General features: G+C 65.4%; 25 protein-coding genes, 1 tRNA gene, 1 other RNA gene and 1 pseudogene. 18 read left to right on the forward strand and 10 right to left on the reverse strand.

Annotated features, from left to right (window positions below):
* Positions 1–11: 11 nt before the first annotated feature.
* Entirely contained in the window at positions 12–1,403 is a 1,392-nt protein-coding gene (locus E3O32_RS11540) for a cation:dicarboxylate symporter family transporter (protein WP_134509637.1), read from the reverse strand.
* A 148-nt stretch (positions 1,404–1,551) separates the two neighbouring features.
* On the opposite strand from E3O32_RS11540, the gene E3O32_RS11545 reads away from it, so the two are divergent.
* Positions 1,552–3,225, forward strand: a complete 1,674-nt coding sequence (locus E3O32_RS11545) for a sensor histidine kinase (protein ID WP_134509639.1) — start codon at positions 1,552–1,554, stop codon at positions 3,223–3,225.
* Positions 3,218–3,919: a response regulator gene (locus tag E3O32_RS11550; RefSeq protein WP_134509641.1), complete on the forward strand. Its 702-nt coding sequence runs from the start codon at positions 3,218–3,220 to the stop codon at positions 3,917–3,919. Before E3O32_RS11545 ends, E3O32_RS11550 begins: the two co-directional genes overlap by 8 nt.
* 41 nt (positions 3,920–3,960) lie before the next feature.
* On the opposite strand, the gene E3O32_RS11555 is transcribed toward E3O32_RS11550, so the two are convergent.
* Positions 3,961–4,473 (reverse strand): mycothiol transferase, encoded by a 513-nt coding sequence (locus E3O32_RS11555; RefSeq protein ID WP_134509643.1) that lies wholly within the window; start codon positions 4,471–4,473, stop codon positions 3,961–3,963.
* Positions 4,474–4,625: 152 nt separating this feature from the next.
* Between E3O32_RS11555 and E3O32_RS11560 the strand changes: the two genes are divergently transcribed.
* Positions 4,626–4,967: an S-adenosylmethionine decarboxylase gene (locus tag E3O32_RS11560; protein WP_134509645.1), complete on the forward strand. Its 342-nt coding sequence runs from the start codon at positions 4,626–4,628 to the stop codon at positions 4,965–4,967.
* A complete protein-coding gene (locus E3O32_RS11565; RefSeq protein WP_134509647.1) occupies positions 4,967–5,776 on the forward strand; it encodes a hypothetical protein in 810 nt (269 codons plus the stop codon). Before E3O32_RS11560 ends, E3O32_RS11565 begins: the two co-directional genes overlap by 1 nt.
* A 216-nt stretch (positions 5,777–5,992) precedes the next feature.
* Here the strand turns inward: E3O32_RS11565 and pgi are convergent, their stop codons facing one another.
* Positions 5,993–7,702, reverse strand: a complete 1,710-nt coding sequence (gene pgi, locus E3O32_RS11570) for a glucose-6-phosphate isomerase (RefSeq protein ID WP_134509649.1) — start codon at positions 7,700–7,702, stop codon at positions 5,993–5,995.
* A gap of 151 nt (positions 7,703–7,853) precedes the next feature.
* Between pgi and E3O32_RS11575 the strand changes: the two genes are divergently transcribed.
* From E3O32_RS11575 to E3O32_RS11615, 9 genes are all read left to right on the forward strand, one after another.
* Positions 7,854–8,771, forward strand: a complete 918-nt coding sequence (locus tag E3O32_RS11575; RefSeq protein WP_198417561.1) for a sorbitol-6-phosphate dehydrogenase subunit — start codon at positions 7,854–7,856, stop codon at positions 8,769–8,771.
* Between the two features lie 21 nt (positions 8,772–8,792).
* Entirely contained in the window at positions 8,793–10,730 is a 1,938-nt protein-coding gene (locus tag E3O32_RS11580; protein ID WP_134509651.1) for a BglG family transcription antiterminator, read from the forward strand.
* A complete protein-coding gene (locus tag E3O32_RS11585) occupies positions 10,727–11,179 on the forward strand; it encodes a transcriptional regulator GutM (RefSeq protein WP_134509653.1) in 453 nt (150 codons plus the stop codon). Before E3O32_RS11580 ends, E3O32_RS11585 begins: the two co-directional genes overlap by 4 nt.
* Positions 11,180–11,182: 3 nt before the next feature.
* Entirely contained in the window at positions 11,183–11,764 is a 582-nt protein-coding gene (gene srlA / locus E3O32_RS11590; protein WP_134509655.1) for a PTS glucitol/sorbitol transporter subunit IIC, read from the forward strand.
* An 11-nt stretch (positions 11,765–11,775) separates the two neighbouring features.
* Positions 11,776–12,819, forward strand: a complete 1,044-nt coding sequence (gene srlE / locus E3O32_RS11595; protein WP_134509657.1) for a PTS glucitol/sorbitol transporter subunit IIB — start codon at positions 11,776–11,778, stop codon at positions 12,817–12,819.
* An 83-nt stretch (positions 12,820–12,902) separates the two neighbouring features.
* Positions 12,903–13,268, forward strand: a complete 366-nt coding sequence (locus E3O32_RS11600; RefSeq protein WP_134509659.1) for a PTS glucitol/sorbitol transporter subunit IIA — start codon at positions 12,903–12,905, stop codon at positions 13,266–13,268.
* Positions 13,265–13,528: an HPr family phosphocarrier protein gene (locus tag E3O32_RS11605; protein WP_134509661.1), complete on the forward strand. Its 264-nt coding sequence runs from the start codon at positions 13,265–13,267 to the stop codon at positions 13,526–13,528. Before E3O32_RS11600 ends, E3O32_RS11605 begins: the two co-directional genes overlap by 4 nt.
* Positions 13,529–13,622: 94 nt before the next feature.
* Positions 13,623–13,901 (forward strand): HPr family phosphocarrier protein, encoded by a 279-nt coding sequence (locus E3O32_RS11610; RefSeq protein WP_134509663.1) that lies wholly within the window; start codon positions 13,623–13,625, stop codon positions 13,899–13,901.
* A 779-nt stretch (positions 13,902–14,680) separates the two neighbouring features.
* Complete coding sequence (locus tag E3O32_RS11615) at positions 14,681–15,106, forward strand: hypothetical protein (protein ID WP_134509665.1); 426 nt, start codon at positions 14,681–14,683, stop codon at positions 15,104–15,106.
* A gap of 173 nt (positions 15,107–15,279) precedes the next feature.
* Here the strand turns inward: E3O32_RS11615 and E3O32_RS11620 are convergent.
* A pseudogene (locus E3O32_RS11620) lies at positions 15,280–15,672 on the reverse strand (recombinase family protein); the annotation flags it as partial.
* 272 nt (positions 15,673–15,944) lie between these two features.
* Positions 15,945–16,020, reverse strand: a tRNA-Lys gene (locus E3O32_RS11625).
* A gap of 116 nt (positions 16,021–16,136) precedes the next feature.
* Between E3O32_RS11625 and E3O32_RS11630 the strand changes: the two genes are divergently transcribed.
* The 4 genes from E3O32_RS11630 (at position 16,137) to E3O32_RS11645 (ending at position 19,236) form a co-directional block, all read left to right on the forward strand.
* Complete coding sequence (locus tag E3O32_RS11630) at positions 16,137–16,967, forward strand: inositol monophosphatase family protein (RefSeq protein WP_134509669.1); 831 nt, start codon at positions 16,137–16,139, stop codon at positions 16,965–16,967.
* Positions 16,967–17,464: a septum formation family protein gene (locus E3O32_RS11635; RefSeq protein ID WP_134509671.1), complete on the forward strand. Its 498-nt coding sequence runs from the start codon at positions 16,967–16,969 to the stop codon at positions 17,462–17,464. The genes E3O32_RS11630 and E3O32_RS11635 overlap by 1 nt, the downstream gene beginning before the upstream one ends.
* Before the next feature lie 37 nt (positions 17,465–17,501).
* Positions 17,502–17,972 carry an RrF2 family transcriptional regulator gene (locus tag E3O32_RS11640; RefSeq protein WP_134509673.1) on the forward strand — a complete coding sequence of 157 codons (471 nt, stop codon included), beginning with the start codon at positions 17,502–17,504 and terminating at the stop codon, positions 17,970–17,972.
* Positions 17,973–18,057: 85 nt separating this feature from the next.
* A complete protein-coding gene (locus tag E3O32_RS11645) occupies positions 18,058–19,236 on the forward strand; it encodes a globin domain-containing protein (RefSeq protein ID WP_134509675.1) in 1,179 nt (392 codons plus the stop codon).
* A 4-nt stretch (positions 19,237–19,240) separates the two neighbouring features.
* Here E3O32_RS11645 and E3O32_RS11650 read toward each other — a convergent pair whose 3' ends face one another.
* Positions 19,241–20,965, reverse strand: coding sequence for a SulP family inorganic anion transporter (locus E3O32_RS11650; protein WP_134509677.1), 1,725 nt, complete (start codon positions 20,963–20,965; stop codon positions 19,241–19,243).
* A 176-nt stretch (positions 20,966–21,141) separates the two neighbouring features.
* Here E3O32_RS11650 and E3O32_RS11655 point away from each other — a divergent pair, with 176 nt between their 5' ends.
* Positions 21,142–23,628 carry a bifunctional YncE family protein/alkaline phosphatase family protein gene (locus tag E3O32_RS11655; RefSeq protein ID WP_134509679.1) on the forward strand — a complete coding sequence of 829 codons (2,487 nt, stop codon included), beginning with the start codon at positions 21,142–21,144 and terminating at the stop codon, positions 23,626–23,628.
* Positions 23,629–23,729: 101 nt separating this feature from the next.
* On the opposite strand, the gene ssrA is transcribed toward E3O32_RS11655, so the two are convergent.
* The 4 genes from ssrA to ftsE all read right to left on the reverse strand — a co-directional run bounded on the left by ssrA (position 23,730) and on the right by ftsE (position 26,908).
* Positions 23,730–24,104: a transfer-messenger RNA gene (ssrA, locus tag E3O32_RS11660) on the reverse strand.
* A 165-nt stretch (positions 24,105–24,269) separates the two neighbouring features.
* Entirely contained in the window at positions 24,270–24,746 is a 477-nt protein-coding gene (gene smpB / locus E3O32_RS11665) for an SsrA-binding protein SmpB (protein WP_134509681.1), read from the reverse strand.
* An 81-nt stretch (positions 24,747–24,827) separates the two neighbouring features.
* On the reverse strand, positions 24,828–25,742 hold the full coding sequence (ftsX, locus tag E3O32_RS11670) for a permease-like cell division protein FtsX (protein WP_134509683.1): 915 nt from the start codon (positions 25,740–25,742) through the stop codon (positions 24,828–24,830).
* Positions 25,739–26,908 carry a cell division ATP-binding protein FtsE gene (gene ftsE / locus E3O32_RS11675; RefSeq protein ID WP_134509684.1) on the reverse strand — a complete coding sequence of 390 codons (1,170 nt, stop codon included), beginning with the start codon at positions 26,906–26,908 and terminating at the stop codon, positions 25,739–25,741. Before ftsE ends, ftsX begins: the two co-directional genes overlap by 4 nt.
* Between the last annotated feature and the right edge of the window lie 36 nt (positions 26,909–26,944).

Consider the following 26,944-nt stretch of genomic DNA (forward strand, 5'->3'; position numbering starts at 1 on the left):
CCTGCTCCCGGTCAGCGGGCCGCGGTCGAGGCTCCGACGAGCTCCGGCGTTTCTGCCTCGTCGGGGCGTTCGACCGGGGAGACCGGGGCACCGTGGTGCGCGATCATGGTCGTCTCGTCGAACGGGTCCTGGCGGTCGAGCACCCGGTCGACCTGGGCGCGGTCGATCTCCCTGGTCCACGATCCGATCAGCACGGTGGCCACCGCGTTTCCGGTGAAGTTGGTCAGCGCGCGGGCCTCGGACATGAACCGGTCGATGCCCACGATGAAGCCGACCCCGTCGAGCAACTGCGGGGCGTGGGCCTGCAGTCCCGCGGCGAGGGTGGCCAGACCCGCGCCGGAGACGCCGGCCGCCCCCTTGGACGCGATGATCATGAAGACGAGCAGCCCGATCTGCTCCCCCAATTGCAGCGGCTGGTCCATCGCGGTGGCGATGAACAGCGACGCCATGGTCAGGTAGATGGCCGTGCCGTCGAGGTTGAAGGAGTAGCCGGTGGGGACGGTGACGCCGACGACGGGCTTGGACACCCCCAGGTGCTCCATCTTGGCGATCAGTCGGGGCAGGGCTGCCTCGGAGGAGGAGGTTGAGAAGATGAGCAGGTACTCCCGGCCGAGGTAGCGCATCAGCTTGAAGATGTTGACGCCCGTGACGATCTTGAGCAGCCCACCGAGGATGACCACGATGAACAGGGCGCAGGTCAGGTAGAACGCGCCCATCAGGGTGAAGAGGCTGATCACGGCCTGGATGCCGGTGGAGCCCACGACCGCCGCGATCGCGCCGAAGGCGCCGATCGGCGCGAGCCACATCACCATGATCAGGATGCGGAAGACGAGCGCCTGCACGTGGGCGATGCCCTCGAGGATCGGCTTGCCGGCCTTGCCCATCTTCTGCAGAGCGAAACCGGCGATCAGGGCCACGAGGAGGGTCTGCAGGATGTTGCCGGCGGTGAGCGCGGAGAACAGCGTCGTCGGGATGATCCCGAGCAGGAAGCCCTGCGAGTCGGCGGCCACCGGCGCGACATAGTCGGCCGGTTTGAGGTTGAGGCCGGCGCCGGGCTGGATCAGGTTGCCGACCACCAGGCCGATGGCCAGGGCGAAGGTGGACATGACGAGGAAGTAGCCGAGCGCCAGCCCGCCGATCTTGCCGACCGTGGCGGCCTTGGCGATCGACCCGATGCCGAGGATGATCGTGCAGAAGATGATCGGCGAGATCATCATCTTGATCAGGGCGATGAAGACATCGCCGAGCGGCTTGAGGGACACGGCGAAGCCGTCCGGGCCGCCGAAGACCAGCCCGACGATGACGCCGAGGACGACGGCGATGATGACCGCCAGGTAGAGGTAGTGGGACTTGTCGATCCGTTTCGCCGGCTTGCCGGCGCGAGTTACTCGCGGTGATGCCATGAAAGACTCCTTTGTCTAGTGTCTAGGCTTGAGGTGGACGCGTGGCGCCGACGACAATCCGTGGTGCGTTTCAGACTGGTCGACGAGGCGGCGTCCGTCACCGTTGCGGTCATACTGTTCACGATGCGAGAGCCGGGAGGCGGATGCGATGGGTCCCGGCTGGAGCATCGCCCGGCGCCTGTTCGTGGCGCACGCCCTGTTCATCGTGGTGGCGGCCTTGTTCGTCGGGGCCTGGTCGTTCGTCGACGCCCGAGACCGCGGCTATGCGGAGACTGAGCAGCGGATGTTGTCCGTCGCCACCGCCATCGCCGAGAACCCGCTCGTGCTCGAGGCCAGCCGTTCCGCCGACCCCAGCGGCCTCCTGCAGCCGTACGCCCTTCGGGTCACCCGCGACGGCGGCCTCGACTTCATCACCATCATGGCGCCGGACCGCACCAGGTGGACGCACCCCACGGCATCCGAGATCGGCCGGCCCTACATCGGCACGATCGGCACAGCGCTGGCCGGCACCGCATTCACCGAGGTGACGACCGGCACGCTCGGGCCGTCGGTTCGCGCGGTCGTGCCGGTCGTCGACGACCAGGGCGTCGTGCGGGCCCTGGTGGCAGCCGGCGTCAAGACGAGCAACCTGTCGATCGCCCTCAGCGCCAGGCTTCCGGCCGTGCTCGGCCTGGCCCTGGCCCTGCTGTCGGCCGGGTCGGTGGCCACCTGGCTGCTCGGGCGCTACCTGCGCCGGGTCACCCTGGGCTGGGGTCCCGAGCAGCTCGCGCAGCTCTTCGTGTACTACGACTCGGTGCTGCATTCCGTGCGCGAAGGCCTGGTCCTGGTCGACCTCACCGGCGAGCTCGTGCTCTACAACGACCAGGCCGCCCGGTTGCTCGGCATCCCGGCCCGGCCGCCGGGGCAGGCGATCTCCCCCGGCAGCCCGACCCTCGCCCAGCTCGAGCTTCCGGCCGGCCTCGGCGAACTCCTCGGGAGCGGCCGGAGCGCCGTCGACGAGATCCACCTGACCGACACCCGAGTGCTCGTGGTCAGCCAGCAGCCGGCGCTGTCACCCTCGGCGGGCATCCGCCATCGCTCCACTCCAATGGGGTGGGTCGCGACGATCCGCGACCACACCGAACTGCAGTCGCTGGGCACCGAACTGGCCTCGATGCGCACCCTGTCGGACGCCCTCCGCGCGCAGACCCACGAGCACGCCAACCGGCTGCACACCATCGTGTCCCTGATGGAACTGGGCCGCGTGCCGGAAGCGCTCGACTTCGCCACGAAGGACCTCGAGGTGAGCCAGCGGCTCACCGACGAGATGATCGACTCTGTTGACGAACCCGTGCTCAGCGCACTGCTGATGGGGAAGTTCGCCCAGGCGGCCGAGCTGGGCGTCAGGCTCACCGTGGACGCCTCGGGCACCCTCGCCGACTCCGGCCTCTCCGCCCAGGACCTGGTGACGGTCGTCGGCAACCTGATCGACAACGCCCTCGACGCCGCGGCGGGGGGCGAATCGCCGCGCGAGGTCCACCTGGCGGTCAGCAGCGCCGGCAGCGCCGGCGGCGACGTCGTCATCGAGGTATCGGACAGCGGACCGGGAGTGGATCCCGATGCCGTCGCGGATATCCTCCGCCACGGCTACAGCACGAAGGAACCGGGCCTGCACGGGCGCGGCCTGGGCCTGGCCCTGGTGCGCCAGGCCGTCAATCGCCTCGGCGGAACCCTCACCATCGAACGGCGCGGCGGCGCGGTGTTCACCGTCACACTCCCCGGTGCGGCAACCCCGGCCGACCGGCCGGCCACCCTCGCGACGCAGGCGACCTCTCGTGCCTGACACCGACATCCGGGTGCTCGTGGTCGAGGACGAGGCCATCGCCGCCGAGGCTCACACCGCCTACCTGGGCCGGCTGATCGGGTTCGTGCACGCCGGGACCGCCACCGACGGCCACACCGCCCTGCGCCTCCTGTCGGCCGCGGCCTCCCTCGGCCAGCCGATCGACCTTGTCCTGATGGATATGACCCTGCCCGACCTGCATGGCCTGGACGTGAGCCGGCGGATGCGTTCGGCCGGGCTGGTGACCGACATCATCGCGATCACGGCCGTGCGCGACCTGCAGGTCGTGCGCGGCGCCGTCGCCGCGGGCATCGTGCAGTACCTGATCAAGCCGTTCACCTATGCCACCTTCGCGCAGAAGCTGGCGCAGTACCGCGATTTCCGGCTCCAGCTCGGCACCCCGTCCGCGCTCACCTCGCAGACCGACGTCGACCAGGCCTTCGCGAGCCTCCGCACGCCCAGCGAATTGCCCCGGCCCAAGGGATTGGCCGAGGGCACCCTGGCCGCCGTGGTCGACTTCGTGAAGACGCGCAGTCGGCCGATCTCGTCCAGCGAGGTCATGGACGAACTCGGGATGTCCCGGGTGACGGCCAGACGCTACCTCGAGTACCTGGCCGAGTCTGGTTCTGTGTTGCGCAGCCCGCGGTACGGCACTCCCGGTCGGCCCGAGAACGAGTACTCCTGGCGGCGGTAGCCTGGCCCGTGATCTGGCGCATGGCGTTCGGCCGGGACTGCTCAGCGTCCCGCGCGCTCCGCCATGCCTCGCACATAGGCGGCCTGGCCGACGTGCTGCAGATCGTCGGCGATCACGCTCACCAGCCGCACGCCCAGGGTGACCGGCGGGGTCCACCGGGTGTCCACGATCCGGGCGAAGTCGGCCTCGGCCAGCGTGCCGAGATAGGCGAGCGTCCGGGCGTGCACGGCGTCGTGGTAGCCGGCCAGGAGTGCGGAGCCCGGGCGAACGGCGGCCACCTCGTCGGGGCTCTGGCCGTACCCCGTGGCCGCCGGGTCGAAGGGCAGGGCGAATCGTTCCGCCCAACCCTCGCCGGTCCACACCTGCTCGCCGCCCCTCAGCTCGGCGAGGTGGTCGTCCTGCACCCGGGTGAGGTGCCAGATCAGCCACGCGACCGTGTTCGCCTCCGGGTCGGGCCGGAAGGTGAGGAACTCGCTGCCGGCATCGCGCAGCACCGAATGCACGGCAGCGTTCACCCGCCCGAAGGCGTCCGTCACCAGCTCGATCGACAGCATCCGCGCTCCTTCGACTCGTAGGGCACAGGCTAGTCCCGCCGCTCCCGCGCGCACTCGGAAAAAATAGGGTATTTCAAATGATATTCTCTGCTTGTGCGGCGTTTGAAGACCCAGTGTCTCGCTGCCGGAACAGGTTCTTGGGGGCTGTCTGAATGATTGATCTCGCACCGTCGATCTACCGTCAACGACTGGTGATCGAGGCGTACCCGCCGGAAGCGATCAGCGCCGAACAGATCACCCGGTATCTTGCCGGACTCGCTCCCGTCCTGGACATGACCGCCCTGATCGAACCGGTGACGCACCGCAGCGACGCGTTCGGCTGGGCCGGCTGGACGCACTGGGAAACCTCGGGGGCGCACTTCTACGCCTGGGAGCAGCCCGTTCTCTTCTACAGCGTGGACATCTACACCTGCAAGGCCTTCGACCCGCTCACCGCGGTCGAATACACGAAGGACTTCTTCGGCAGCGACGACGCCGTCTACAAGGAGTTTTGATGGCCGATCGGCGCGTCGTTGCGGAGACCGCCGAGTTCACTGCCAGCTACGACCTGTCCCCGGACGACGTCGGGGCGCTCACAGGGGAGCTCCTGGCCTCCCTCGCGGGGGCCTGGCCGGAGAAATACCGCTATGTCGGAATCGAAATTGCCGGTGAGAGCTTGTTCTCCAACATCGCCCGCCATATCGAACGAGTCGTGTTCGAGGCATCCTTCGGCAATGATGCCGCCCAGATGACGGCCGAATACGGCCCGTACGAGGCAGGCAGCGTCTTCTTCGTCTCGATCGACCGCTCCACCGGGATGCCGAGCGGCGCGCTCCGGATCATCGGCGATTCCCCGCGGGGCTTCAAGACCCTCAACGACGCCCGATCCGCGCCGTTTCACATCCTGCCGGAGGATGTGGCGGAGCAACACGCCATCGTCGACCGGGGTACCCTCTGGGACGTCGGGACGGTCGCCGTCCTGCCGGGGCACCGCAGCGGCGCGGGCGCCGTCAGCGTGCAGCTTTATCGCGCGATGTACCTCTCCGCGCTGCAGCACGGCATCGACCATCTCGTGTCGATCATCGACGCAGTGCCGTTGCGGAAACTGGTCGACTATCTGGGCATCCCGTTCGTTCCCCTCGCAGGCTCGGCGCCCGGACCATATCTGGGGTCTCCGATGAGCCAGGCCGTGTACTGTCATGTACCCGACTTCCAGCCCCGGACGCGACGTCATCGGTGGACGGTGCGGGGATTCCTCGCTCGGAAGGCCCTCTCCCGCCTGGCCAGGGGCAGCGACGACGACGCGCTCAGCCTGATTTCCTGACCAATCCCGGTTCATCCGCTTCCGCAGCAGGTGCGACCGCGCGCCGCCGCATAGGAATCCAGCATCGACGGACAGCGCCGGCAGTGGGGCGAGAGCCTGCGCACACTCACCGGCAGCCGATGGGATCCCGCCCTGAATAGATTCGGTCTGGGTGGGCTGGCGCCGGGTTGGCAAGGCGGTGTGGATGCTTTCCGGGAGTCAGCCTCGCAGCTCGAGTTATTTCCGGATGAGGGCCTTCGTCGACGAGTCCTGAGATTCGAGAGCGTCCGCATGGCCGTCAACTGCAGGTGCGATCTGAAGCGCGAGCTGCTTGCCCAGTTCGACACCCCACTGGTCGAACGAGTCGATGCCCCAGATGATGCCTTCGGTGAACACAATGTGCTCGTACAGGGCGATGAGCTGGCCGACGACGCTCGGGGTGAGCGCTGGCGCGAGGATGGACGTGGTGGGCCGGTTTCCGCTGAACTCCCGGGCCGGGACGACGGACTCTTTGGTGCCTTCGGAGCGGACCTCGGCGGCCGTTTTTCCGAAGGCCAGGGCCTTTGTCTGGGCGAAGAAATTCGCCATGAACAGCGCGTGGACGTCTTGGCCTGGCTCAACGGTGCCACCGTCCCCGGTCTCGTCCTTGAGCGCATGGGCGGGATTCGCTACCGCGATGAAATCCGCTGGGACCAGGCGCGTTCCCTGGTGGAGGAGCTGGTAGAAAGCGTGTTGCCCATTCGTGCCGGGTTCGCCCCAGAAGATCTCGCCGGTGTCGGTGGTGACTGGAGACCCATCCCAACGGACGCCTTTCCCGTTGGACTCCATCGTGAGCTGTTGCAGGTAGGCCGGGAATCGGTGGAGATATTGGGCATATGGGAGCACAGCATGGCTTTGGGCCTTGAGGAAGTTGGAGTACCAGACGTTAAGGAGTGCCATTAGCACGGGCACGTTCTGCTCGATGGGTGCGGTCCGCATATGCTCGTCGATGGCGTGGAATCCGGAAAGAAATTTGCGCCAGTTGTCGGGCCCTATGGCGATGACCACGGACGTGCCAATGGCGGAGCAGATCGAGAACCGACCGCCGACCCAGTCCCAGAATCCGAAGGCGTTTTCGGGATCGATGCCGAATGCCGCGACCTTGTCCAGAGCGGTCGAAACGGCGACGAAGTGCTTAGCGACGGCCGCAGCACGGGCGACGTCGGTATCGTGGATTGCGCTTGAGTTGAGGAGCCTGTTCCACAGCCATTCTCTTGCCAATCGGGCGTTCGTGAGTGTCTCGAGGGTACCGAACGTCTTGGACGCAACGATGAAGAGGGTGGTCTCGGGGTCCAGGTCAGCCGTCTTTTCGTAGATGTCGACTGGGTCGATGTTCGAGACGAAACGGCACTCGAGTCCTGCTTGCACATACGGTTTCAGCGCTTCGTAGACCATCACGGGTCCGAGGTCGGAACCGCCAATCCCGATGTTGACAACCGTCGTGATTCGCTTGCCAGTGATGCCCGTCCAGGTACCGGACCTTACCTGTTCGGCGAAAGCGTAGACCTTGTCGAGTGTGGCGTGAACGTCCGCGTCAACGTCCTGACCGTCGACCATGAAGCCCGCCGGCGGCACGAGGGCGGCGCCGTCCCTCGGCCGGCGCAGCGCAGTGTGGAGAACCGCACGATCTTCAGTCACGTTGATGTGTTCGCCGGCGATCATGGCCTGGAATCGGCCAGCAACGCCGATCTTCTTCGCGAGCTGCACGAGGTTGGTCAGGATCTCGTCGGTCAGGAGATTTTTCGACAGGTCGACGGTGAGGTCGGCTGCTTCAAAGGTGAATCGATCTGCTCGTCCGGCGTCGGTGTCGAACCAACCGCGAAGATCAGGAGAAAAGCCGTGGGCGATGTCGGCGAGCTGGCTCCAAGCGTCGGTGGACGTGGGGTCGACGGGGGCGGATTCGGTCATGAGTTTCTCCTGGACACCGGAACTACGGATTGCCCGCGTCTCCCGCAGCGCAGCGAGGCGGACCAGTTCAAGACTATTGCTGTGCTGGCTGCACCCGCGCCGCCCGTAAGGCCCCGCGGGCGGGGCAATCGATCGGTGACGAGTGTGTCGAGTGAGCCCGGGCCGGGTTTCCGTCGTCTGGAAAATGGTTGTATTAATTCTTGCCGGGCAAAACCATAGTGTGACTCCCACAGCACGTAAGAACAGAAAACACTTGGGAGATGCAATGCCGAATACATGGCTCGGCCTCGAAGGAAAAGTCGTCATCGTCACCGGTGGCGCATCCGGAATCGGCCGGAACATCAGCCGCGAACTCGCCCGGGTCGGGGCGAAGGTCGCGGTCGGCGACGTCAGCGTCGAAACCGGGATCGACCCGGAGACCGGCATCTTCAACGTGAAGTGCGACATCACCAGCGCCGCCAGCGTCAGCGGAATGGTCGACGCGGTTGTCAGCGAATTCGGTCACCTCGACGCGCTCGTGAACAACGCCGGCATCAACCTGCCGCGGATGCTCGTCGACGCCAAGCAGGAACGTCCGGATTACGAGTTGAGCGAACACGATTTCGACCTGATGTTCGGTGTGAACGTGAAGGGGGCTTTCCTCTCCGCCCAGGCGGCCACCAAAGCGCTGCTGAAGAACGGCGGCGGTACGATCGTAAACATCACCTCCGAAGCAGGCATGGAGGGGTCAACCGGTCAGAGCTGCTATTCGGCCACCAAAAGCGCCCTGAACGGATTCACCAGGTCGTGGGCGAAGGAGCTCGGCGCGCAAAACATCAGAGTCGTGGGCGTTGCCCCCGGAATCAACGAACCAACCGGACTCACCTCTCCGCTCTACAACGATGCCCTCGCCTATACGCGCGGAATCAAGCCGGAGCAGCTGTCGACCGACTACTCCAAGGTCATCCCGCTCGGCCGCCCGGGAAAACTGAGCGACATCGCCAATCTCGTCGTCTATCTGGTCTCGGACCGAGCCTCTTACATCACCGGTACGACCGTGAATATCAGCGGAGGAAAGTCCAGAGGCTAACCCTCTGGACGGAGAGTCAACGTGGACAACCGCCGCAAGCTCAGCAGACCAGCCCAAATCATCCGCTATTTGGAAACCCGCCTCTCGGCGTCGAATGATGCCCTCGCGCAGCACTTCGGCGTCGGGCCGAAGACCATCATGAACGAGGTGCGGGACCTCAACCGACTCCTCGCCGGAACGGCGACCATCGAATCGGACAACGGCCGCTACCGGATGTTCATCGTTGAGCAGGACGCCTTTGAGACGGTGCGCGAGACGATCTGCGAACAGATTGATTCGTTCAACCTCCCAGCCAATCGCTACGGCTACCTCTTTCGACGGCTGCTCGGCCAGACCGGCCCGATCCTGATCGACGATCTGGTCGAAGAAATGAACATCGGCCGGAGCACGGTCGTCGCCGACCTGGCCAAGCTCAAGGAGAACCTGTCGCAGTACGGGCTGCGCATCACGGGCATCCCGAACGTCGGCATCGAACTCACCGGCGACGAGTTGCAACGTCGGCTCTTCGTGCTCGAGAACATGTTCGACGCCGTCTACTCCGACTATCCGCTCGATGACGACTTCATCGACACCATCGAAGACGCCGCCGCCGAGTACCACCTCGACACCGCTACGACGGAATCTCTCAAGCGCTGGTTCACCGTCATGATCGATCGCGTTCTGACCGAACACGCCCTCACCGGCATGCCGGGCAAGTACTCAAGCATCAAAACCACCACCGCCTTCCGACTGGCCGATCAGGTCGTGAACGCGATCGGGCGCCGCATCCAAATCGCCATCCCGTCGGAGGAGTCGGTCTTCCTCGCCCTGCCGATCGCCGGCATGCGCACCCCCTCCGACGAGCGCGGCCGCGCCCACTTCCCGTCCGGGGCAGAAAACGGCGACCTCGTGCAGAAGATCCTCGATCAGATCAATGCGGAGATGGATATGCACATTCCCGCGGATGCTCTCCTCAAGGAATTCGTCTTCCACCTCGCTTTCATGCAGAACCGGATGAGGTACAACATTCACCTCAAGGACCTGTCACTGCGCGACATCGAAATCGAATACCCGGTGGCTTTTCGCATGGCAAAGGTTGCCAAACGGGTCATCGAACAGGAAACCCGGCTCACCGTCATCGAAGACGAACTCGGCTTCATCGCCTCCTATTTCCAGGTCTACCTCGAGGACCAGCACGCCCAGAGTGAACCGCGCTACCGGGTGGCGATCGTCAGCACCTCCGGCCTCGTGTCGGCCCGGCTGATCCAGACCCAGCTGCAGAAGGTGATGTCGGACAAGACCGAGTACCGGATCCTGGCCCTCGACGAGGCTGACACGGCCACTCTCGACCGCTTCGATCTCGTCGTCACGACTGCCTGGTCGGAGCTTGTGACCTCAACCAGCATCATCGAACTGAGCGAGTTCTTCGACAACCGCGAAATCCTGCGCCAGCTCAACCAGCTCCGCTACGACAAACAGGTCGACATCCGGATCATCGGCGGCGCCAACAGTCTCCTCGTCTCGATCCTCGACCGCACCCGCTTCTTCTGCCTCTCGCCGGAAAAGTCCTACCTCGAGAACACCACCGTGATGGTAGACCGACTCCTCTCCCAGGGCGCCGTTGACCGCGGCTTCCAGGAACGCCTGCTTGCCAGGGAGGCTCAGTCGACGATGCTGCTCGACGAGTTCGTCGCCTTCCCGCACCTCGCGAATGCCCTGGGCAGCCAGGTGGTCTTCGCGATGGGGGTCATCCCCCGCGCCGCAGACGAGCAGGGTGTCCGGGTCATCTTCCTGATGGGGCTGCCCGACAAGACGGACTACGACGACACGATGCTGGTCAAGATCTACGACGAAATCATTCGGCTCGCCGGCAACCGGGCGGAGCTCGAACAGATCTCCCGGCTCACCAGCTACGAGCAATTCTTCTTCCACATGGCGAAAACGCCGAACCTGATCCACAACCCTGAGGAACTGAGATGAACTTCTGGCCGATCCTGGTGGCCCTCGGCGTCGCCTACGTCATGCAGATGGGTTTCGCGGTGCTGCAGATGAAGAGCTTCACCGCCGCCTACGGCGATCTCCGCCGGAAGGGCAAGGTCGCCATTGGAATTAAGAAGGGCGCCTTCTCCTCCGGGGCCATCGTCATGCACTGCGTCGACGATGTCGGCGACATACTCGACAGCCGGAAGATCTCCGGCGTCACCGTCTTCTCGAAGTTCCGGGTTCTTCCCGGCTTCGTGGGCAAGAACATTCGGTCCATTTCTGCGGATGACTGTCGGCGACTGCCGAAGAGCGTCCGCAAGGCGACCGACAACGCACGTGAGAACTACATCACGATCATGGCAGGAGGGACGGTCGCGGAGCCGGAAAGCCCACTGGGCACACTGACCACGAGGCTCAAGTCCCTCTTCACGAAAAGAAAGGAGTGAGCTGTGGATATTCTTGGCATTCTCGTGCAAGGCGCACAGCTTTTCATCGGCCTGTTCCAAACCGGCGCGGCCACCTTCATCGGCTGGATGCAAACCATCGTTCCGGTGGTCCTGTTGTTGCTCATCGCAATGAACTCGCTTATCCGACTTGTCGGAGAAGAGCGCATCAACAGGTTCGCCAGCAAGGCCGGCGGAAATCCCCTCATGCGCTACATGGTGCTCCCGTTCGTCGGGTCGTTCCTGCTGGCGAACCCCATGGTGCACTCACTCGGGCGGTTCATGCCCGAGCGTTACAAGCCCAGCTATTTCGCCAGTGCGGCGTTCTTCTGCCACACCAGCAACGGCATCTTCCCGCACATCAATCCCGGTGAACTGTTCATCTGGCTGGGTGTCGCCGCCGGCGTGCAGAAACTCGGCCTGGATGCCGGCCCACTCGCCATTCGTTATCTCCTGGTCGGTCTCGTCCTCAACTTCCTCAGCGGTTGGGTGACCGACCTCACGACGAAGATCGTGTCGAAGCAGCAGGGCGTTGTCCTGAGCAAGACCGTCCGCATGCAAGAAGATGCCGCAATGGCTCGGGCCTAAGGAAAATGATCATGGTCGAATATCACGCAGTGGTGATCAACAAGGGAAGCGGCGGTTTCGGCGGCCCTCTCACGCTCACCCCGACAGCAGTCAAGAACAAACTCGTTTACATTACCGGTGGCGGCGCCAAGCCCGACATCGTGGACAAGATCGTCGAGCTCACCGGAGCCGAAGCGGTCAACGGCTTCAAGACCTCTGTGCCCGACGAGGAGACCTTCGCCGTCATCATCGATTGCGGAGGAACCCTGCGCTGCGGGATCTACCCGAAGAAGCGCATCCCGACGATCAACATCATGCCCACTGGCCGATCCGGACCGCTCATGCAGTACATCAAGGAAGACATCTACGTCTCCGCGGTGGGCGTCGCCCAGGTGGCGAGCCTCAGCGCGGTTACCGTCGGTGCCGGTGGATCCGGTTCGGGTGGATCCGGTTCAGATGAGGCAGGGGCGAGCGACGGACCCTCGGAACGCAGTTTCACCTACTCGACCGATAAGAAGATCTCCGAGACGCTCGCGCAGCGGCCGAACCAATCGTTCGTCCAGAAGATCGGGCTGGGTGCCGGCAAGGTCGTCAACACCTTCTATCAGGCCGCCCGCGATGCCGTGCAGACGATGATCAACACGATCATTCCGTTCATGGCGTTCGTCGCGATGCTGATTGGGATCATTCAGGGGTCCGGATTCGGCAACTGGTTCTCCGGATTCCTCGCCCCACTGGCAGGGTCTGGTCTCGGGTTGATCCTCCTCGGCTTCATCTGCTCGCTCCCGTTCCTCTCGCCCCTTCTCGGGCCGGGTGGAGTCATCGGACAGGTCATCGGCACGCTCATCGGCGTCGAGATCGGCAAGGGCAACATCTCCCCGAGCCTCGCCTTGCCAGCACTGTTCGCCATCAACACTCAGAACGCCTGCGACTTCATCCCCGTTGGCCTCGGCCTTGCCGAGGCCGAGCCCGAAACGGTGGAAGTCGGCGTTCCGTCGGTTCTCTACTCCCGGTTCATCACCGGTGCCCCGCGCGTCGCGCTGGCCTGGTTGGCGAGCATCGGTCTCTACGTCTAGAAACACCCCGGTGAGGCCCGATCGGATGCGCGGGCCTCACCACTCATCCTCGGCACGTCCCGCTCAACTGAAAGAAGCACCTCATGCCCGTCATTTACCGCACTGAAGTCGGCGACATCGGCGACCAGGTCGATTCGTTCCTCGATGAGGGCATGTTCATCCTTTTCGGACAAGGCGCCCCCGACACACTCAAGGACTACTGCTACATCGTCGACATCAACGCCTCGACGGCGGCGATCGAGCCGGGCCAGCAGCTGAACCTCGACGAGCAGCTGTTCACGATCACGGCGGTCGGTGACGTCGCCCGAAAGAATCTTGACGGCCTCGGTCACATCACCGTCGTCTTCAACGGGGCCACTGAGGCGCACATGCACGGGTCTGTCTACGTCGAAGCCGGCACCCCACCGAAACTGCGCGTCGGCAGCGTCATCACGATTCAGACCCCGTGATCACCGAACGGGTGACCGTGCGGATCAAGCAGGGCATCCACGCCGAAATCGCCCATCTTCTGCATCAGGAAGCGGGCCGCTTCAGCAGCAGCGTGTTCATCCAGCACGGCGAAGAAACCGCGAGCCTGCGCAGCATCGTCGCGGTCCTCTCCCTCGGAGTCGAGGACGGGACAGAGATCGACGTGCTCGCCGACGGCACGGACGAGGCCGCCGCGCTGGCCGCAGCTGTCGCGATCCTTGAACAAACGGCACACGCATGATCGTCTGAGGGCACCCGTTTTCAGCCAGCAACCTCGACCCATCCATAGTCACCCCGCCGAGCCTTTCCTCGTCGATCATTCATCAGGAGAAATCATGTCCGAACGCACCGCCACCATTGCGAGCAGCGTTGGCCTGCACGCCCGCCCCGCCTCGATTTTCGCCGCGGCCGTCAGCGCGCTACCGATGGAGGTCACGATCGGCCGCGCTAACGAATCGGCCGAGGACGCGATGGATGCCTCAAGCATCCTGGGCCTGATGAGTCTCGGCGCCGCCAACGGCGACGCCGTCGTGCTCCGCGCTGAAGGTGATGGCGCCGACGAAGCCCTCGAGGCCCTCGCCAAAATCCTCGAAACTGACCTCGACGCCGTTTAGGAGCCTTTGTTCAAGTTGCTCGCCGAACTGATGCTCTACTTGGGCGGTGTGCGATCCTTCAGCGGTCCCGGCGAACCTGTCAAGCCGCCGCGTGCTTGGTGGAGGATGACATCTCGGCCGCGAGCCGGCTTCGTCGTCGGATCGCTACTCGTCCTCAGTTTTGTCAACGATGTCTTCTTCGCGGTGTCTGGGTCTGGCAACTTCACGTTTAGCTACGCCCTGGGCGCAGTAATCGATGGTTCGTCGGCGTTCATGTTTCTTCTGCCGTCGATCCGACTGGGAAGATTCCCGCCGAAAACGGTACCTGACCCTGTCGAGGCACCGCGATGGAAGCCAATCAAACTTTGGCTCTAGGGTTCCTTTTTGACACAGCATCAATACTCGGTGCCATCCGGCGAAGTGACCGCGGATCTGTCGCGTTTGACGTCCGGCTAACGGACGCTTCGCGATTTGCGCATCTGCCATAGACCAAGCAATTGCGTTCAAGTCCCGCGCGACGATGCCGGGAGATCATCCTCCCGCTCTTCCATTGACAGCGATGCCAAATGGAAGGTTGAATGACGGCAGGGCACACGCTCGTCTGATGCAACGGAAGTCCCGATTAGAAGGGAGAAAATCGGCATGCATAGCGCGGCCGCAGTCGTCCTCACTTTCGAGGTACGCCGATCTCCATGGGGGCAGCTATCGTCCTCGGGCTCGCCGGGGTGACGCAGGTGATCTTCGGGTTCATGGAGAGGCACCGCGGTGCGCCCCCTCTGTAATGTCGTGGGCCCCAGCTCATGAGCCCCCGCGTCACAGGCATCCTCGCGATGGTCGCCGGTATCGCCATAGCGATCCTCGGCGGCACTCTGTTTCAGTACGGATGGGCAGGAATCCTAGGCGCTATCCTCATCGTCGGCGCCTCGATCCTCTTCGCGATCGGTGCCACGTGGATGTTGAGGAAATCCTGGGCGGATAAGACATGGCCCCCGAGCCGGCCGATGGATCCTGCGAAGGCACGCCGGATAATGCGACGATCGGCCGTGCTCCGGTTTTGCGTCGCGCCCCTTCTCATCGGCTGGGCCGTTGCTGCGATGGTGCTCGAGCCATCGATCTGGCCGGGCGCACTTGTCCTGACTGTCGGTATCTGGGAACTGTTCTACGGGGCGTTGTTGCTTCTCTGGGCAATCGAGCACCCGCCAAAGGAAAATTTCTGGACACCGTAGCGGCGCCGACGACTGGCAGTTCCTCCACGATGAGGCTTTTCTGTTCACCGCTTTCGGCGAGACCACGGTCTTTACCACTTCACACGGGACCGAAGCAGGAAACGCTAAGACAAGAGCCGCCCGCACACCGTTCGCGTTGCAGGACGGCCAGTCCTGCAACGCGATCTCGGCTGCTAGCCATTGCCTCGGTGTTGGCGCTGGATGGTTCGATAGATAGTGGAGCGGGCGACATTGAACAGCTCAGCAAGCTCGGCCGTTGTGTGAGTACCAGCGTTGTAGACCTCCATCAGATGCTTCTGTTGCGCCGGGGAGAGCTTCGGTGGTTTGCCGCGCAATCGGCCCTTTGCTTTCGCCACCTGCATGCCCTCTTTCGTTCGAGCGCGGATGAGATCTGACTCGAATTCCGCGACCATGGCGAGGACGTTGAAGAGGAGCCGGCCGACTGGGTCATTCGGGTCGTGCACGGAGCCGCCGATGCTGAGCTTCACGCCCTTGGTGGTTAGCTCATCGACGATGTCTTTCGCATCCCGCAGCGACCTGGCCAGACGATCGAGTTTGGCCACCACGCGCGACGGGCGGGCACCGTGGAATATGCGTTGAATGAACGTTTAGTGCATCAAGTCTTGTCCATTCGGTGAGGACAAGAAACCCTGATCAAACCACGTTCGTGGTGCCCCGGTTGGAATCGAACCAACGACAAGCGGATACCGAGCCGCGCCGAAGGCAAACCTGCGGGGGTTTATGACGAGTTTGTGACGACTTGAGTGTCGCCGTGAGTATGAGGGGAAACACTGGGCCTCGTAGTTGTCAGGTAACTACGGGGCTCAGGCCCTGTGACTGGTGCACCCCCCCGGACTTGAACCGGGAACCCACTGATTAAGAGTCAGTTGCTCTGCCAATTGAGCTAGAGGTGCGTATTTCCGACCCGGGCTGACCCGAACCGACTCTAGAGACTAACATCCCGGACGGCTCCGATGCGAATCGAGACGCAAACCCGCGAGCCGCTCCCGCAATTACTATTCTTGGACGTGTGACCGAGCCCCGAACGCCTTCCCTGGACGACGACCTTGCCCTCGCGACCCACCTCGCCGACGTGGCCGACGCCATCTCCCGGGAGCGGTTCACCGCCCTGGATCTGGTCGTCACCGAGAAGCCGGACCGCACTCCCGTGACGGATGCCGACCAGGCCGTGGAACGCGCCATCCGTGCCGCACTGGCCGAGCACCGACCGACCGACGGTATTCTCGGCGAGGAATACGGCGCCGAAGGCACAACCGAACGGCAATGGATCATCGACCCCATCGACGGCACCGCCGGTTTCCTCCGCGGAATCCCGATCTGGGGCACCCTCATTTCCCTGGCCGTGGACGGGGTTCCCGTCGTCGGAATGGTCAGCGCGCCGGCGCTCGGCAAGCGGTGGTGGGCGCGCACGGGCGGCGGGGCCTGGATGACCGACGAACGCACGCCCGGCGCGGCCCCCACCAGGCTGCACGTCTCCGGCGTGACGACCCTGGACCACGCCTCGCTGAGCTACAACAGCATCCAGCAGTGGGACCAGGCCGGGCAGCTTGACGCCCTCGTCCGCCTCTCCCGGCAGGTCTGGCGAACGCGCGCCTACGGCGACATGTGGTCCTACATGCTGCTGGCCGAGGGACTCCTCGACATCGCGGGCGAATTCGATCTCAAACCGTACGACATGGCGGCCCTCGTCCCCATCGTGCAGGAGGCCGGCGGCCGATTCACCTCCGTCGACGGCAGGGACGGCCCCTGGCACGGCAGCGCCCTGGCCACGAACGGTCTGCTGCACGAAGCGACGCTGAGCACCCTCGGTCTCGCCGAACCCGCTACCCTCATCCCATAGTGCCGGCCGGCAGGCATCGCCCGGCGGCGGCCCGGATCGGAGCGCTGATCGGCGCCGCCCTCACCCTCACCGGCTGCAGCGCGGTCGCGGACCTGTTGCCGGCGGCGCCCCCGAGTGCGACAACCACCACCCAGCGGGCCGTCACGCGCATCGCACCGCGCCTGGCGGTCGCCGATTGCCTGGACGACCTCGACGCCGCCTCCCCCGCCGGATTTCCGATCGTCCCGTGCGGCGCCCCGCACGGCTACGAGGTCTACGCGATCATTCCCGTCCCGGGTGACGACTACCCCGGTGACGACGCGGTCACGGCCGCGGCGGAGTCGGGCTGCGCCACTCGGTTCGATGCCTTCGCGGGAATCGCCTACCGCGGTTCGACTCTCGACTTCGCTTACCTCACGCCGACGGATGCGACCTGGGCCGACGACCGCGTCGTGACCTGCGTGATCTACGACCCGGCCGGCGCGGTGGCCGGCACTCTGACGGATGCCGCCCGCTGAGTGACCGGGACTCCCGAGGGGACCGTACTCTGGGAACATGAGGATCAATGCCTTCACTGACGTGTGCCTGCGGGTGGCCATGCTCCTGGCCGCAGCGCCGGACGGCGTGCTGCTCACCTCACGCGTCATCGCCGACGGCGTCGATACCCCGTACAACCATGTCAGCAAGGCGATCATCCGGCTGCGGGAGCTGCAGGTCGTCGACGTGGTTCGGGGCCGGTTCGGCGGGGTGCGCATCAGCCCAACGGGCCGAGAGACCACGGTCGGCACTCTCATGCGCCGACTGGACACCCGTGCCGACGTGGCAGACTGCGAGACCCCTCACGGGGACTGCCCGCTCAGCGGCGGCTGCGGCCTCCGCGCAGCCCTGCGGCGGGCGCGGGAGGCCTTCTACTCCGAACTGGACGACACGACGATCTCCAGCCTCGTCCCTCGTCGAGGGTCAGGACCCGTCGCCCTGACCTTGAGCACAATGATCGGCAACGCGCCGGAGGACCGGGCGGGTTGAGCATCCGTTTGAACCCGAAAGCCGCAAATTGGCATTTCAGATGCTAGTTTGAGAGGCATCCCCTCACCCCTCTCAAGGAGCCGGCATGCTGTCACCCCAGTCCCTTCCCCTGATCACCGCGACGCTGCCGATCGTCGGTGAACGCATGCCCGGTATCGCCGAGAACTTCTATGGCCGCATGCTCACCGCCCACCCCGAACTCTTCGACGGCCTCTTCAGCCGCTCCAACCAGAAGAGCGGAACCCAGCAGCAGGCCCTGGCGGGCAGCATCGCCGTCTTCGCCACCTACCTGGTCACGAACCCGGACACCACCCCGGAGGCGATGCTCTCCCGGATCGCCCACAAGCACGTCTCCCTCGACATCCGCCCCGAGCAGTACGACCTCGTCTACCGGTACCTCTTCGAGGCCATCGCCGAGGAGCTCAGCGACGTGATCACCGCCGAGATCGCCGCTGCCTGGACCGAGGTCTACTGGCTGATGGCGCACGCCCTGATCAAACTCGAGAAGGGGCTCTATGCCGGCGCGGCCAGCGACAAGCCGCTCGCCCCCTGGGTCGTGACCGGGAAGGTGGCGGCCGGCACCGATGCGATCACGTTCACCCTCGAGCCCGCCGACGACACCCCGGTCACGCCGAGCCTGCCCGGGCAGTACGTCAGCGTCACCGTGCGGATGCCCGACGGCATCCGCCAGGTGCGCCAGTATTCCCTCTCCGCGGGGACAGCGACGACTCGGGTCTTCACGACCAAGCTGGACGCCGACGGCGAGGTCTCCCCCGCGCTGCACCGCGACGTGCAGGTCGGCGACACCCTGATCCTCTCCAACCCGTGCGGCGACATCACTTTGGCCGACGGCGACACCCCGCTCGTCCTGGCCTCGGCCGGCATCGGCTGCACCCCGAGCGCCTCCATTCTGCGGTCGCTCGTGGACAGCGCATCCAAGCGCGAGGTGCTGGTCCTGCACGCGGAGAGCTCCCTGGAGAGCTGGGCGCTGCGCGACCAGATGCGTGAGGACGTCGCCCTTCTCGAGACGGCCGAGCTGGAACTGTGGCTGGAAACCCCGAGCCTCGACACCCCGAACGACGGCACCCACGACGGCTTCATGTCCCTGAGGAATGTGGCGATCCCCGAGAACGCGTCGGTCTACTTGTGCGGCCCGCTGCCGTTCATGCGCAGTCTCCGGGCCCAGGCGCTGGAGTCCGGCGTTCCGGCCGAACGCATCCACTACGAGATCTTCGGCCCCGACCTCTGGCTCGCGAGCGTCTGACCCGTCAGGCCTTGCCCTCCCACTGAGTGCCGTCGAGGTCGCCGCGCAGGGTGCCGGTGGCCTCGTCGACGGCCGCACCGACAGTGTCGGCGAACCGCTCAGGCGGGAACCTCCCGTTCAGCCCGTAGTCGCGCAGGTGGTCCTTCACCGGCCCCTTCATCTCGGCGAAGATGAGGGTGATCCCGCGGGAGGCGAGGAAGTCGTCGAGTTCGAGCAACTCGTCGACGGCGGTTGTGTCGATGTCGGTGATCGGCTCGGCCGCGAGGATGACAGTGCGCACCCCGCTGCCGGCCGCGGTCACCGTCGCCCGCACGTAGTCGTCGAAGATCCCTCCATTGGCGAAGAAGAGGGGCGCGTCGAAGCGCACGATCACGATGCCGGGCAGCCGCTCACCGTCGGGGTGCCTGGACAGGTCGTGGTAGCCGCGAAGACCGCGGATGCGGCCGAGTTCGGCCCGGTATGGCCGCCAGGCATGGCTGACGAAGGCGCCCAGCGACAGCACGATCGCCACGGCGATGCCCTCGATCACCCCGACCACCAGAACGCCCAGGAACGCGGCGAGCGAAAGCGCCGCATCGACCTTGTTCATCCGGACGAGCGCGACCAGACCCCTGACATCGATCAGCCCCGCTGCAGCGACCATGACCACGGCGGCGATGGTCGCCGCCGGGAGGTACCCGGTCAGGCCGGGCGCGAGCAGCATGAACGCCAGGATGAGCACGGCCCCGACCACACCGGTCAACTGGGTGCGTGACCCTGCCTTCTCCGCCACGGGCGTGCGCGACGACGACGCCGAAATGGGGAAGCCGCCGAGCAGCCCCGCGGCGATGTTCGACGCCCCGATCGCCGCCATCTCCTGACTGCCGTCGACGTTCTCCCCCCGGCGGGCCGCGAACGTGCGCGACAGCACAGCGGTGTCGGCGAAGGCGATGAGCGCGATCCCCAGGGCCGGGGCGATCAACGCGGCGACATCCGCCCAGTCCAGTCCGCCGAGCGCAGGCGCCGGGAGTCCCTTCGGCAGCGCCCCGACCACGCGCACGACATCCTGGAACCTGAAGAGAACGGTGAGGACCGTGGCGAGCACCACAGCGACCAGCACCCCGGGGATGCGGGTCCGGCCCCGGGAGAACACCACGATCAGGCCCAGCGAACCGAGCCCGAACAGCAGGGCAATCGGGTTGATCCGGCCACCAACGATGCCGGACACGATGGCGACGGCGTCGCCGACGGGCGACGCCGACTCAATCGAGAAGCCGAGGAACGCCGGCAGCTGGGAGACGATGACCAGCAGGGCCAGGGCGTTGAGGTAACCGACCCGGATCGGCTTCGAGAGCAGGTCGGTCACGAATCCGAGGCGCAGGACCCCGCCGAGAAGCAGAACCAACCCGACCATGATCGCGAGAAGCCCGGCCAGGGCGACGGCGCGCCCGTCATCGCCGAGGGAGAGCGGCAGGATCGCCGCCGCGATGATCGGGGCCAGCGCCGAATCAGGGCCGAGGACCAGCACCCGGGACGGCCCGAATACGGCGTAGGCAGCCAACGGGATGATCGTGGCATACAGGCCGGTGGCCGGCGGGAGTCCCGCAACCTCCGCGTAGCCGATACCCACCGGGATGAGCAGAGCGGTCAGGACCGCGCCCGCGCGGAGATCCGGAAGGAGCCACGCGCGCCGGTAACCCAGCGCCGTATCGATCCCGGGCACCCACCTCCGCAGCCACTTCGCAGCCATGCAGTTCCTCCCACGGCCCATTGTGGCGCATCGGCGTGCTTCCCTCACCGACCGCCGGGGAATTGGGTGCCGACCTGCGACATTTCCGACCCCGGCTCGCGAACGTCGTCTGACGTTCATCCGGAGTCTCGACGAACGGCGTCGGGGCGACTTGCCGCGTTCCTACCGTGGGCACCATGAGAATAAAGACATCCACCGGGCTGGTCGCCCTCATCGTGCTCGGCCTCGTCGGCGGGATTGCCGCGGCCGCGATCGTCCCCACCGTAGCCGGGCCACAGGCGGACGGAACGGCCGTCACGCCCGTGGGCCAGCGGGTCACGCCGACGGGTCGCCAGACCAGTCTGGGCGATCTCCCCCTGAACTCCGATCTCTCCCCGGACGGGAAGACACTGCTCGTGACCAACAACGGGCAGGGCACGCAATCCCTGCAGGTGGTGGATGTGGCGGCCGGCACGGTCACGCAGACCATTCCGTATTCCTCCCCCGAGTCCCTCTACATGGGGCTCGCCTGGAGCCACGACGGCACGAAAGCCTTCGCGAGCGCCGCAGCCAACTCCAAGATCCGCACCTACTCGTATGCCGGAGGCGTCCTCACGGAGGGCGCCTCCCTTCCGCTGCCCACCACCGCGCCCGACGGCACCGCCCTCAATCTCTTCCCGGCCGGCCTGGCGCTGACCCCCGACGGCACACACCTGGTCGTCGCCGACCAGCTCGCCGACGCGGTCTCCGTGGTCGATCTCGGCTCCGGCGCCGTCACGACAACCCCGGTTGGCCACCGTCCGCTCTGGGTGACGCTGGCCGCGGACGGACTCACCGCTTATGTGACCAACCAGGGTGCCGCAACCGTGTCGGTGGTCACCCTTGCCGGCGGCGTTCCGGCCACAACGGGCACCCTCGCTACCGGGCTGCACCCGAACAAGTCGGTACTGGCCCCGGATGCCGCCCACCTCTATGTCTCCGACGGGGACGCCGACACAGTCTCCGTCATCGACCTCGCCGCCGGCACCACGTCTTCGATCAGCGTGGCGCCCACGGCGGACTCACCGATCGGGTCGAATCCCACCGGGCTGGCCCTCAACGCCGACGGATCGAAGCTCTTCGTGAGCAACTCGGGCAACAACGACGTGGCGGTCGTCGACCTCGGCACGCGGACCGTGGACGGGGTCGTTCCCGTGGGCTGGTATCCCACTTCCCTCTCCTTCGCCGACGGCCGGCTGCACACCACCAATGCCAAGGGCCTGGGCGCCGGACCCAACGACGGTTCCGGACATCCTGACCCCGAGTCGAGTGCGGCGACGGCGGAGAATCAGTACAGCGGCTCGATGATCACCGGCACGCTGAGCAGTTTCGAGGTTCCCGCCGCCGCGGACCTCAAGCGGGCGACCCGGCAGGTCGCCAGCAACAACCGGTCCGCGGAGGCGGAGGGGGAGGTGATCCCCCGCAAGCCCGGCCAGGACAGCCCGATCAAGCATGTGATCTACGTCGTCAAGGAGAACCGCACCTACGACCAGGTGCTCGGCAGCCTCGGCAGGGGCAACGGGGACCCGGCCTTGAATCTCTTCGGCGACGAATCGGCTCCGAACGTTCGCGCGCTGTCGAAGCAGTTCACCACCATCGACAATTTCTATGCGGATGCGGAGGTCAGCGCGAACGGCTGGAACTGGGTCGCGTCGGCGAACTCGAACCCCTACGCCGAGCAGATGTGGCCGGCCAACTACTCCGGCCGGAAGGCCCCGTACCCCAGCGAGAACGCCGACCCCGAGATCGCGGCGCAGGAACCCGATAACACGTATGTCTGGCAGCGCCTCGCCCAGGCCGGTGTCAGCTTCCGCAACTACGGCTTCTTCGTCGGCCTGGCCGGAGGGCAGGCCAAAGCCCAGGACCCGGTGCTCGACGCCCAGACCGACCACGACTACCGGGGCTATGACCTCTCCTGCCCCGATTCCGCGGGCACCTTCGCACCGCTGAAGGCGGACTGCGGGTCACCCCGGATCGACGAGTGGTCCAGGGACTTCGCCGCCAACGTCGCCGCAGGCACCGTGCCGACGGTGCAGTTCGTTCGACTCCCCAACGACCACACCCAGGCCACCCGGGCGGGCAAACCGACCCCGAAGGCCTACGTGGCCGACAACGACTTCGCCCTGGGCCAGCTGGTCGACACAGTGTCGCACTCCCGGATCTGGGGTGACACCGCCATCTTCGTCACCGAGGACGACGCCCAGAACGGCCCGGACCACGTCGACGCCCACCGCACCGTGGCACTGGCGATCAGCCCGTACACCCAGACCGGGAAGGTGGATTCCACGTTCTACAGCACCGCCTCGATGGTGCATACCGTCGGACTGCTCGCGGGCATCCAGCCGATGACCCAGTTCGACGCGTTCGCGACGCCGATGAGCGCGTCGTTCACCTCGACCGCCGACAACAACCCGTATTCGGCGATCAGGCCGAGCTACGACATGACCACGGTCAACGGTGCGAACGCTCCGCTGGCCGGAGCGGTCGAAGGGCAGAACACGGATACCGAGGACAAGATCGACGAGCAGCTGTACAACCGGGCCATCTGGAAATCGGTGCGCGGAGCCGGTTCGGTGATGCCGAAACCGAGGCACGACATCATCGGGTCCGGCGCGGCAGCCGGAACGGACGACGACGACAACTGATCGACGACGAGAAAGGCCCGGATCCCTGGGGATCCGGGCCTTTCTCGTCGACCCTCGAGTCGACGTCCTCGGAAGAGGCAACAGCGTGCGATAGCGACCGATGGTGGAGATGCGGGGAATTGAACCCCGGTCCACTGCTGTGGTCATATGCCTTCTACGGGTGTATCCAGTGAAATCGTTCTACTCGGCTCCGGAATTTGACACTGTCATCTAATCCGACGAGCCCAGCCCTCGTTCAAGTCCCCCTACACCCCGCGGCTCAGAGTAGGAGCAAGCTCTCTCAATGACGTCAGGATCCGGGTAGAGAGCATTCCCGGTCTGGCGGACTTCTTAGTGCGCTCGCTTAGGCAGCGAGGGCGAAGTCAGTGCGGTTTGAATTGGCACTTATTGTTTTGCAGAGATCGTTTACGAGATAACCCTGCATCCTCGACCCGCTTCTCATAATTGCGCAGGCAATGTCGAAACCGATCATCCCCATATGCACTCAGTGCCGTCGCACGGCATAGCCGTCGCGGCAATCGAGTGGGTCACTATCACACGCTGTTGAGTTTCCAAGGCCGCGCGAGACGTTCCGGAGAACACCCCGTGCAGCCTTTAACTCTACAACAGAAACACTCCCCCGTCGAGACCCGGGGCGTGCCCTAGTCGCCCAGGTTCTTCCTCGCCGAGATTGCCCGGTCGGACTCGCGCTTGTCCTGGCGTTCCCGCAGGGTCTGGCGCTTGTCGTATTCCTTCTTACCCTTGGCGACCGCGATCTCCACCTTGGCGTTGCCGTTGCTGAAGTAGATCCGGAGCGGCACGAGGGTGTAGCCACCCTCTTTGGTCTTGTGGCTGATCTTGATGATCTCCTGCTTGTGCAGGAGAAGCTTGCGCTTGCGCCGCGGCGGGTGGTTGGTCCAGGTGCCCGCCTTGTATTCCTGGATGTGCACGGCATCCAGCCAGACCTCGCCGGACTCGATGAACGCGTAGCCGTCGACGAGGGAGGCGCGACCGGCCCGGAGCGACTTGACCTCGGTGCCGCTGAGCACCATCCCGGCCTCGTAGGTCTCCTCGATGAGGTAGTCGTGGCGTGCCTTGCGATTGGTCGACACGACCTTCTCGCCTTGTTCCCTGGGCACGGCTTACTCCTCAGCAATGGTGGGTGCGGCAGCCCGGTGGCAGCCAGCCCACCAGTCTAGCCTGTGGGTGGCGCTACCGGGTCACACCTTGAGATAGCGGGTGATCGCGAAGTTCGCCGAGAAGGCCGCCAGCACCGCGCCGACCACGAGCAGGATGGGCACCACGACGAGGGCGTCCTGCATCCCGACCAGCGAGAACCCCTTGAGCCTCTCGCCGAGGTAGCCCTGGACGAACCAGTTCACGAGGGCCACGATCGCCCCGCCGGCCAGCAGGGAGCCGAGCAGCGCCGCGAAGACACCCTCGAGGATGAACGGGGTTTGGATGAACCGGTTCGACGCCCCGACGAGCCGCATGATCCCCAGTTCCCTGCGTCTCGAGAACGCGGAGAGCCGGATCGTGGTGGCGATCAGCAGCGCGGCCGCCACCAGCATCAGTGCCGCGATTCCGATGGCCGTGTAACTGGCCACGTTGAGCACCGAGAAGATCTGATCGAGGTACTTGCGCTGGTCTGCGACGTTCTCGACCCCCGGGATGCCGGACAGGCTCTCCACGAGCACGTCGGATTGCGACGGGTCCTTCAGGTTGACCCAGAAGGTCTGGTTGAGCTGATCGGGCGTCACATAGTCGGCCACCGGGTTGCCGGCGAACTGCTTCTTGAAGTTCTCGAAGGCCTGGTCGTGCGTTTCGAAGTAGTACTTGTCGATGAACGGCGCGAGCGTGGGCGACACGAGCTGGGCCTTGACCGCATCGATCTGCTCTGCGGACGCCTCGCCGGCGGTGCACGTCTCGCCCGGGGAGATGGCGGTGCACATGTAGATCCCGACCTGGGCGCGGTCGTACCAGAAGTTCTTCATCTGGCCGATCTGCATCTGCATCAGGATGGCGGCGCCGACGAAGGTCAGGGAGATGAAGGTCACGAGCACGACCGACACCACCATGGAGGCGTTGCGGCGCAGGCCGTTGGCGGCTTCGGAGAGCACAAGTCCGAGTCTCATCGGGTGGGCCCTACATTCTGTTCGCCGGACTGGTCCGTTTTCTCGCCGGGCGCGCGCAGGCCGAGTTTCTCGGCGAGCGTCAGCTGCTCGGGCACGTCGTGCTGGGTGACCGGCAGCGCCGGCCGTGCCATCGGGCGGCCCGGGTCAGTGGGCGGAGCCGGTTCCGGCTCCGGTTCGACGTGCGGAAGGGGCATGCCCGTGTCGGCGGCGATGGCGGCGGCCTGTGCCCGCCCCGCCCTGGTCGGCGCGGGTTCATGCCGCACTGCGGGTGCGGGTGCGGCGACGGGTTCGGGGGCCGGCGGGAAGGTGAGCGGCTCGGAAGGCGTCGGCGCGAACACCGAGGCGAGCCGTGGCGGCACGGCGGGGGCCTGGGCGGCGGGAATGGGGGCCTCGGGGGTCCGGGCCGCAGGGGTCTGGGTCTGGGCCGCCTGGACGCTCGCGCGCCGGTGGGTTCCGGCGCCTGCGGTGATGGTCGGGATCGCCGCGGTGGCGTAGCCGCCCTGGCGTTCGTCGCGCACGATCTTGCCGCTGGCGAGTTCGATCACGCGGCGCTGCATCTGGTCGACGATGCCGGCCTCATGGGTCGCCATGATCACGGTCGTGCCACCGGCGTTGATCCGTTCGAGCAGGGCCATGATCCCGGCGCTCGTGGTGGGGTCGAGGTTTCCGGTGGGCTCGTCGGCGAGCAGCACCTGCGGCTTGTTCACGATCGCCCGGGCGATGGCAACTCGCTGCTGCTCACCGCCGGAGAGTTCATGCGGGAACCGCTGTGCCTTCTCGGCCAGGCCCACCATCTTCAGGGTGTCCGGGACTGCTTCCTGGATGAACCCCCGGGACTTGCCGATCACCTGGAGGCTGAACGCGACGTTGTCGAAGACCGTCTTGTTCGGCAGCAGGCGGAAGTCCTGGAAGACGACGCCGAGATTGCGCCGGAAATACGGCACCTTGCGGTTGGAGATCGACCGGAGGTCCTGGCCGAGCACGTGGATGCTGCCGCTGGTCGGTCGGTCTTCCTTCAGGACCAGGCGCAGGCAGGTCGACTTGCCCGAGCCGGACGCACCGACGAGGAAGACGAACTCGCCGCGCAGCACTTCGACGTCGATATCGTCCAAAGCGGGTCGGTTCGTTCCCGGATACTTCTTGGTGATGTGGTCAAAACGGATCATGGCCCCTTGAGCCTAAGCAGGCATCCGGGTTTTTCC

Source organism: Cryobacterium mannosilyticum, from assembly GCF_004402705.1.
Lineage (GTDB): Bacteria > Actinomycetota > Actinomycetes > Actinomycetales > Microbacteriaceae > Cryobacterium > Cryobacterium mannosilyticum.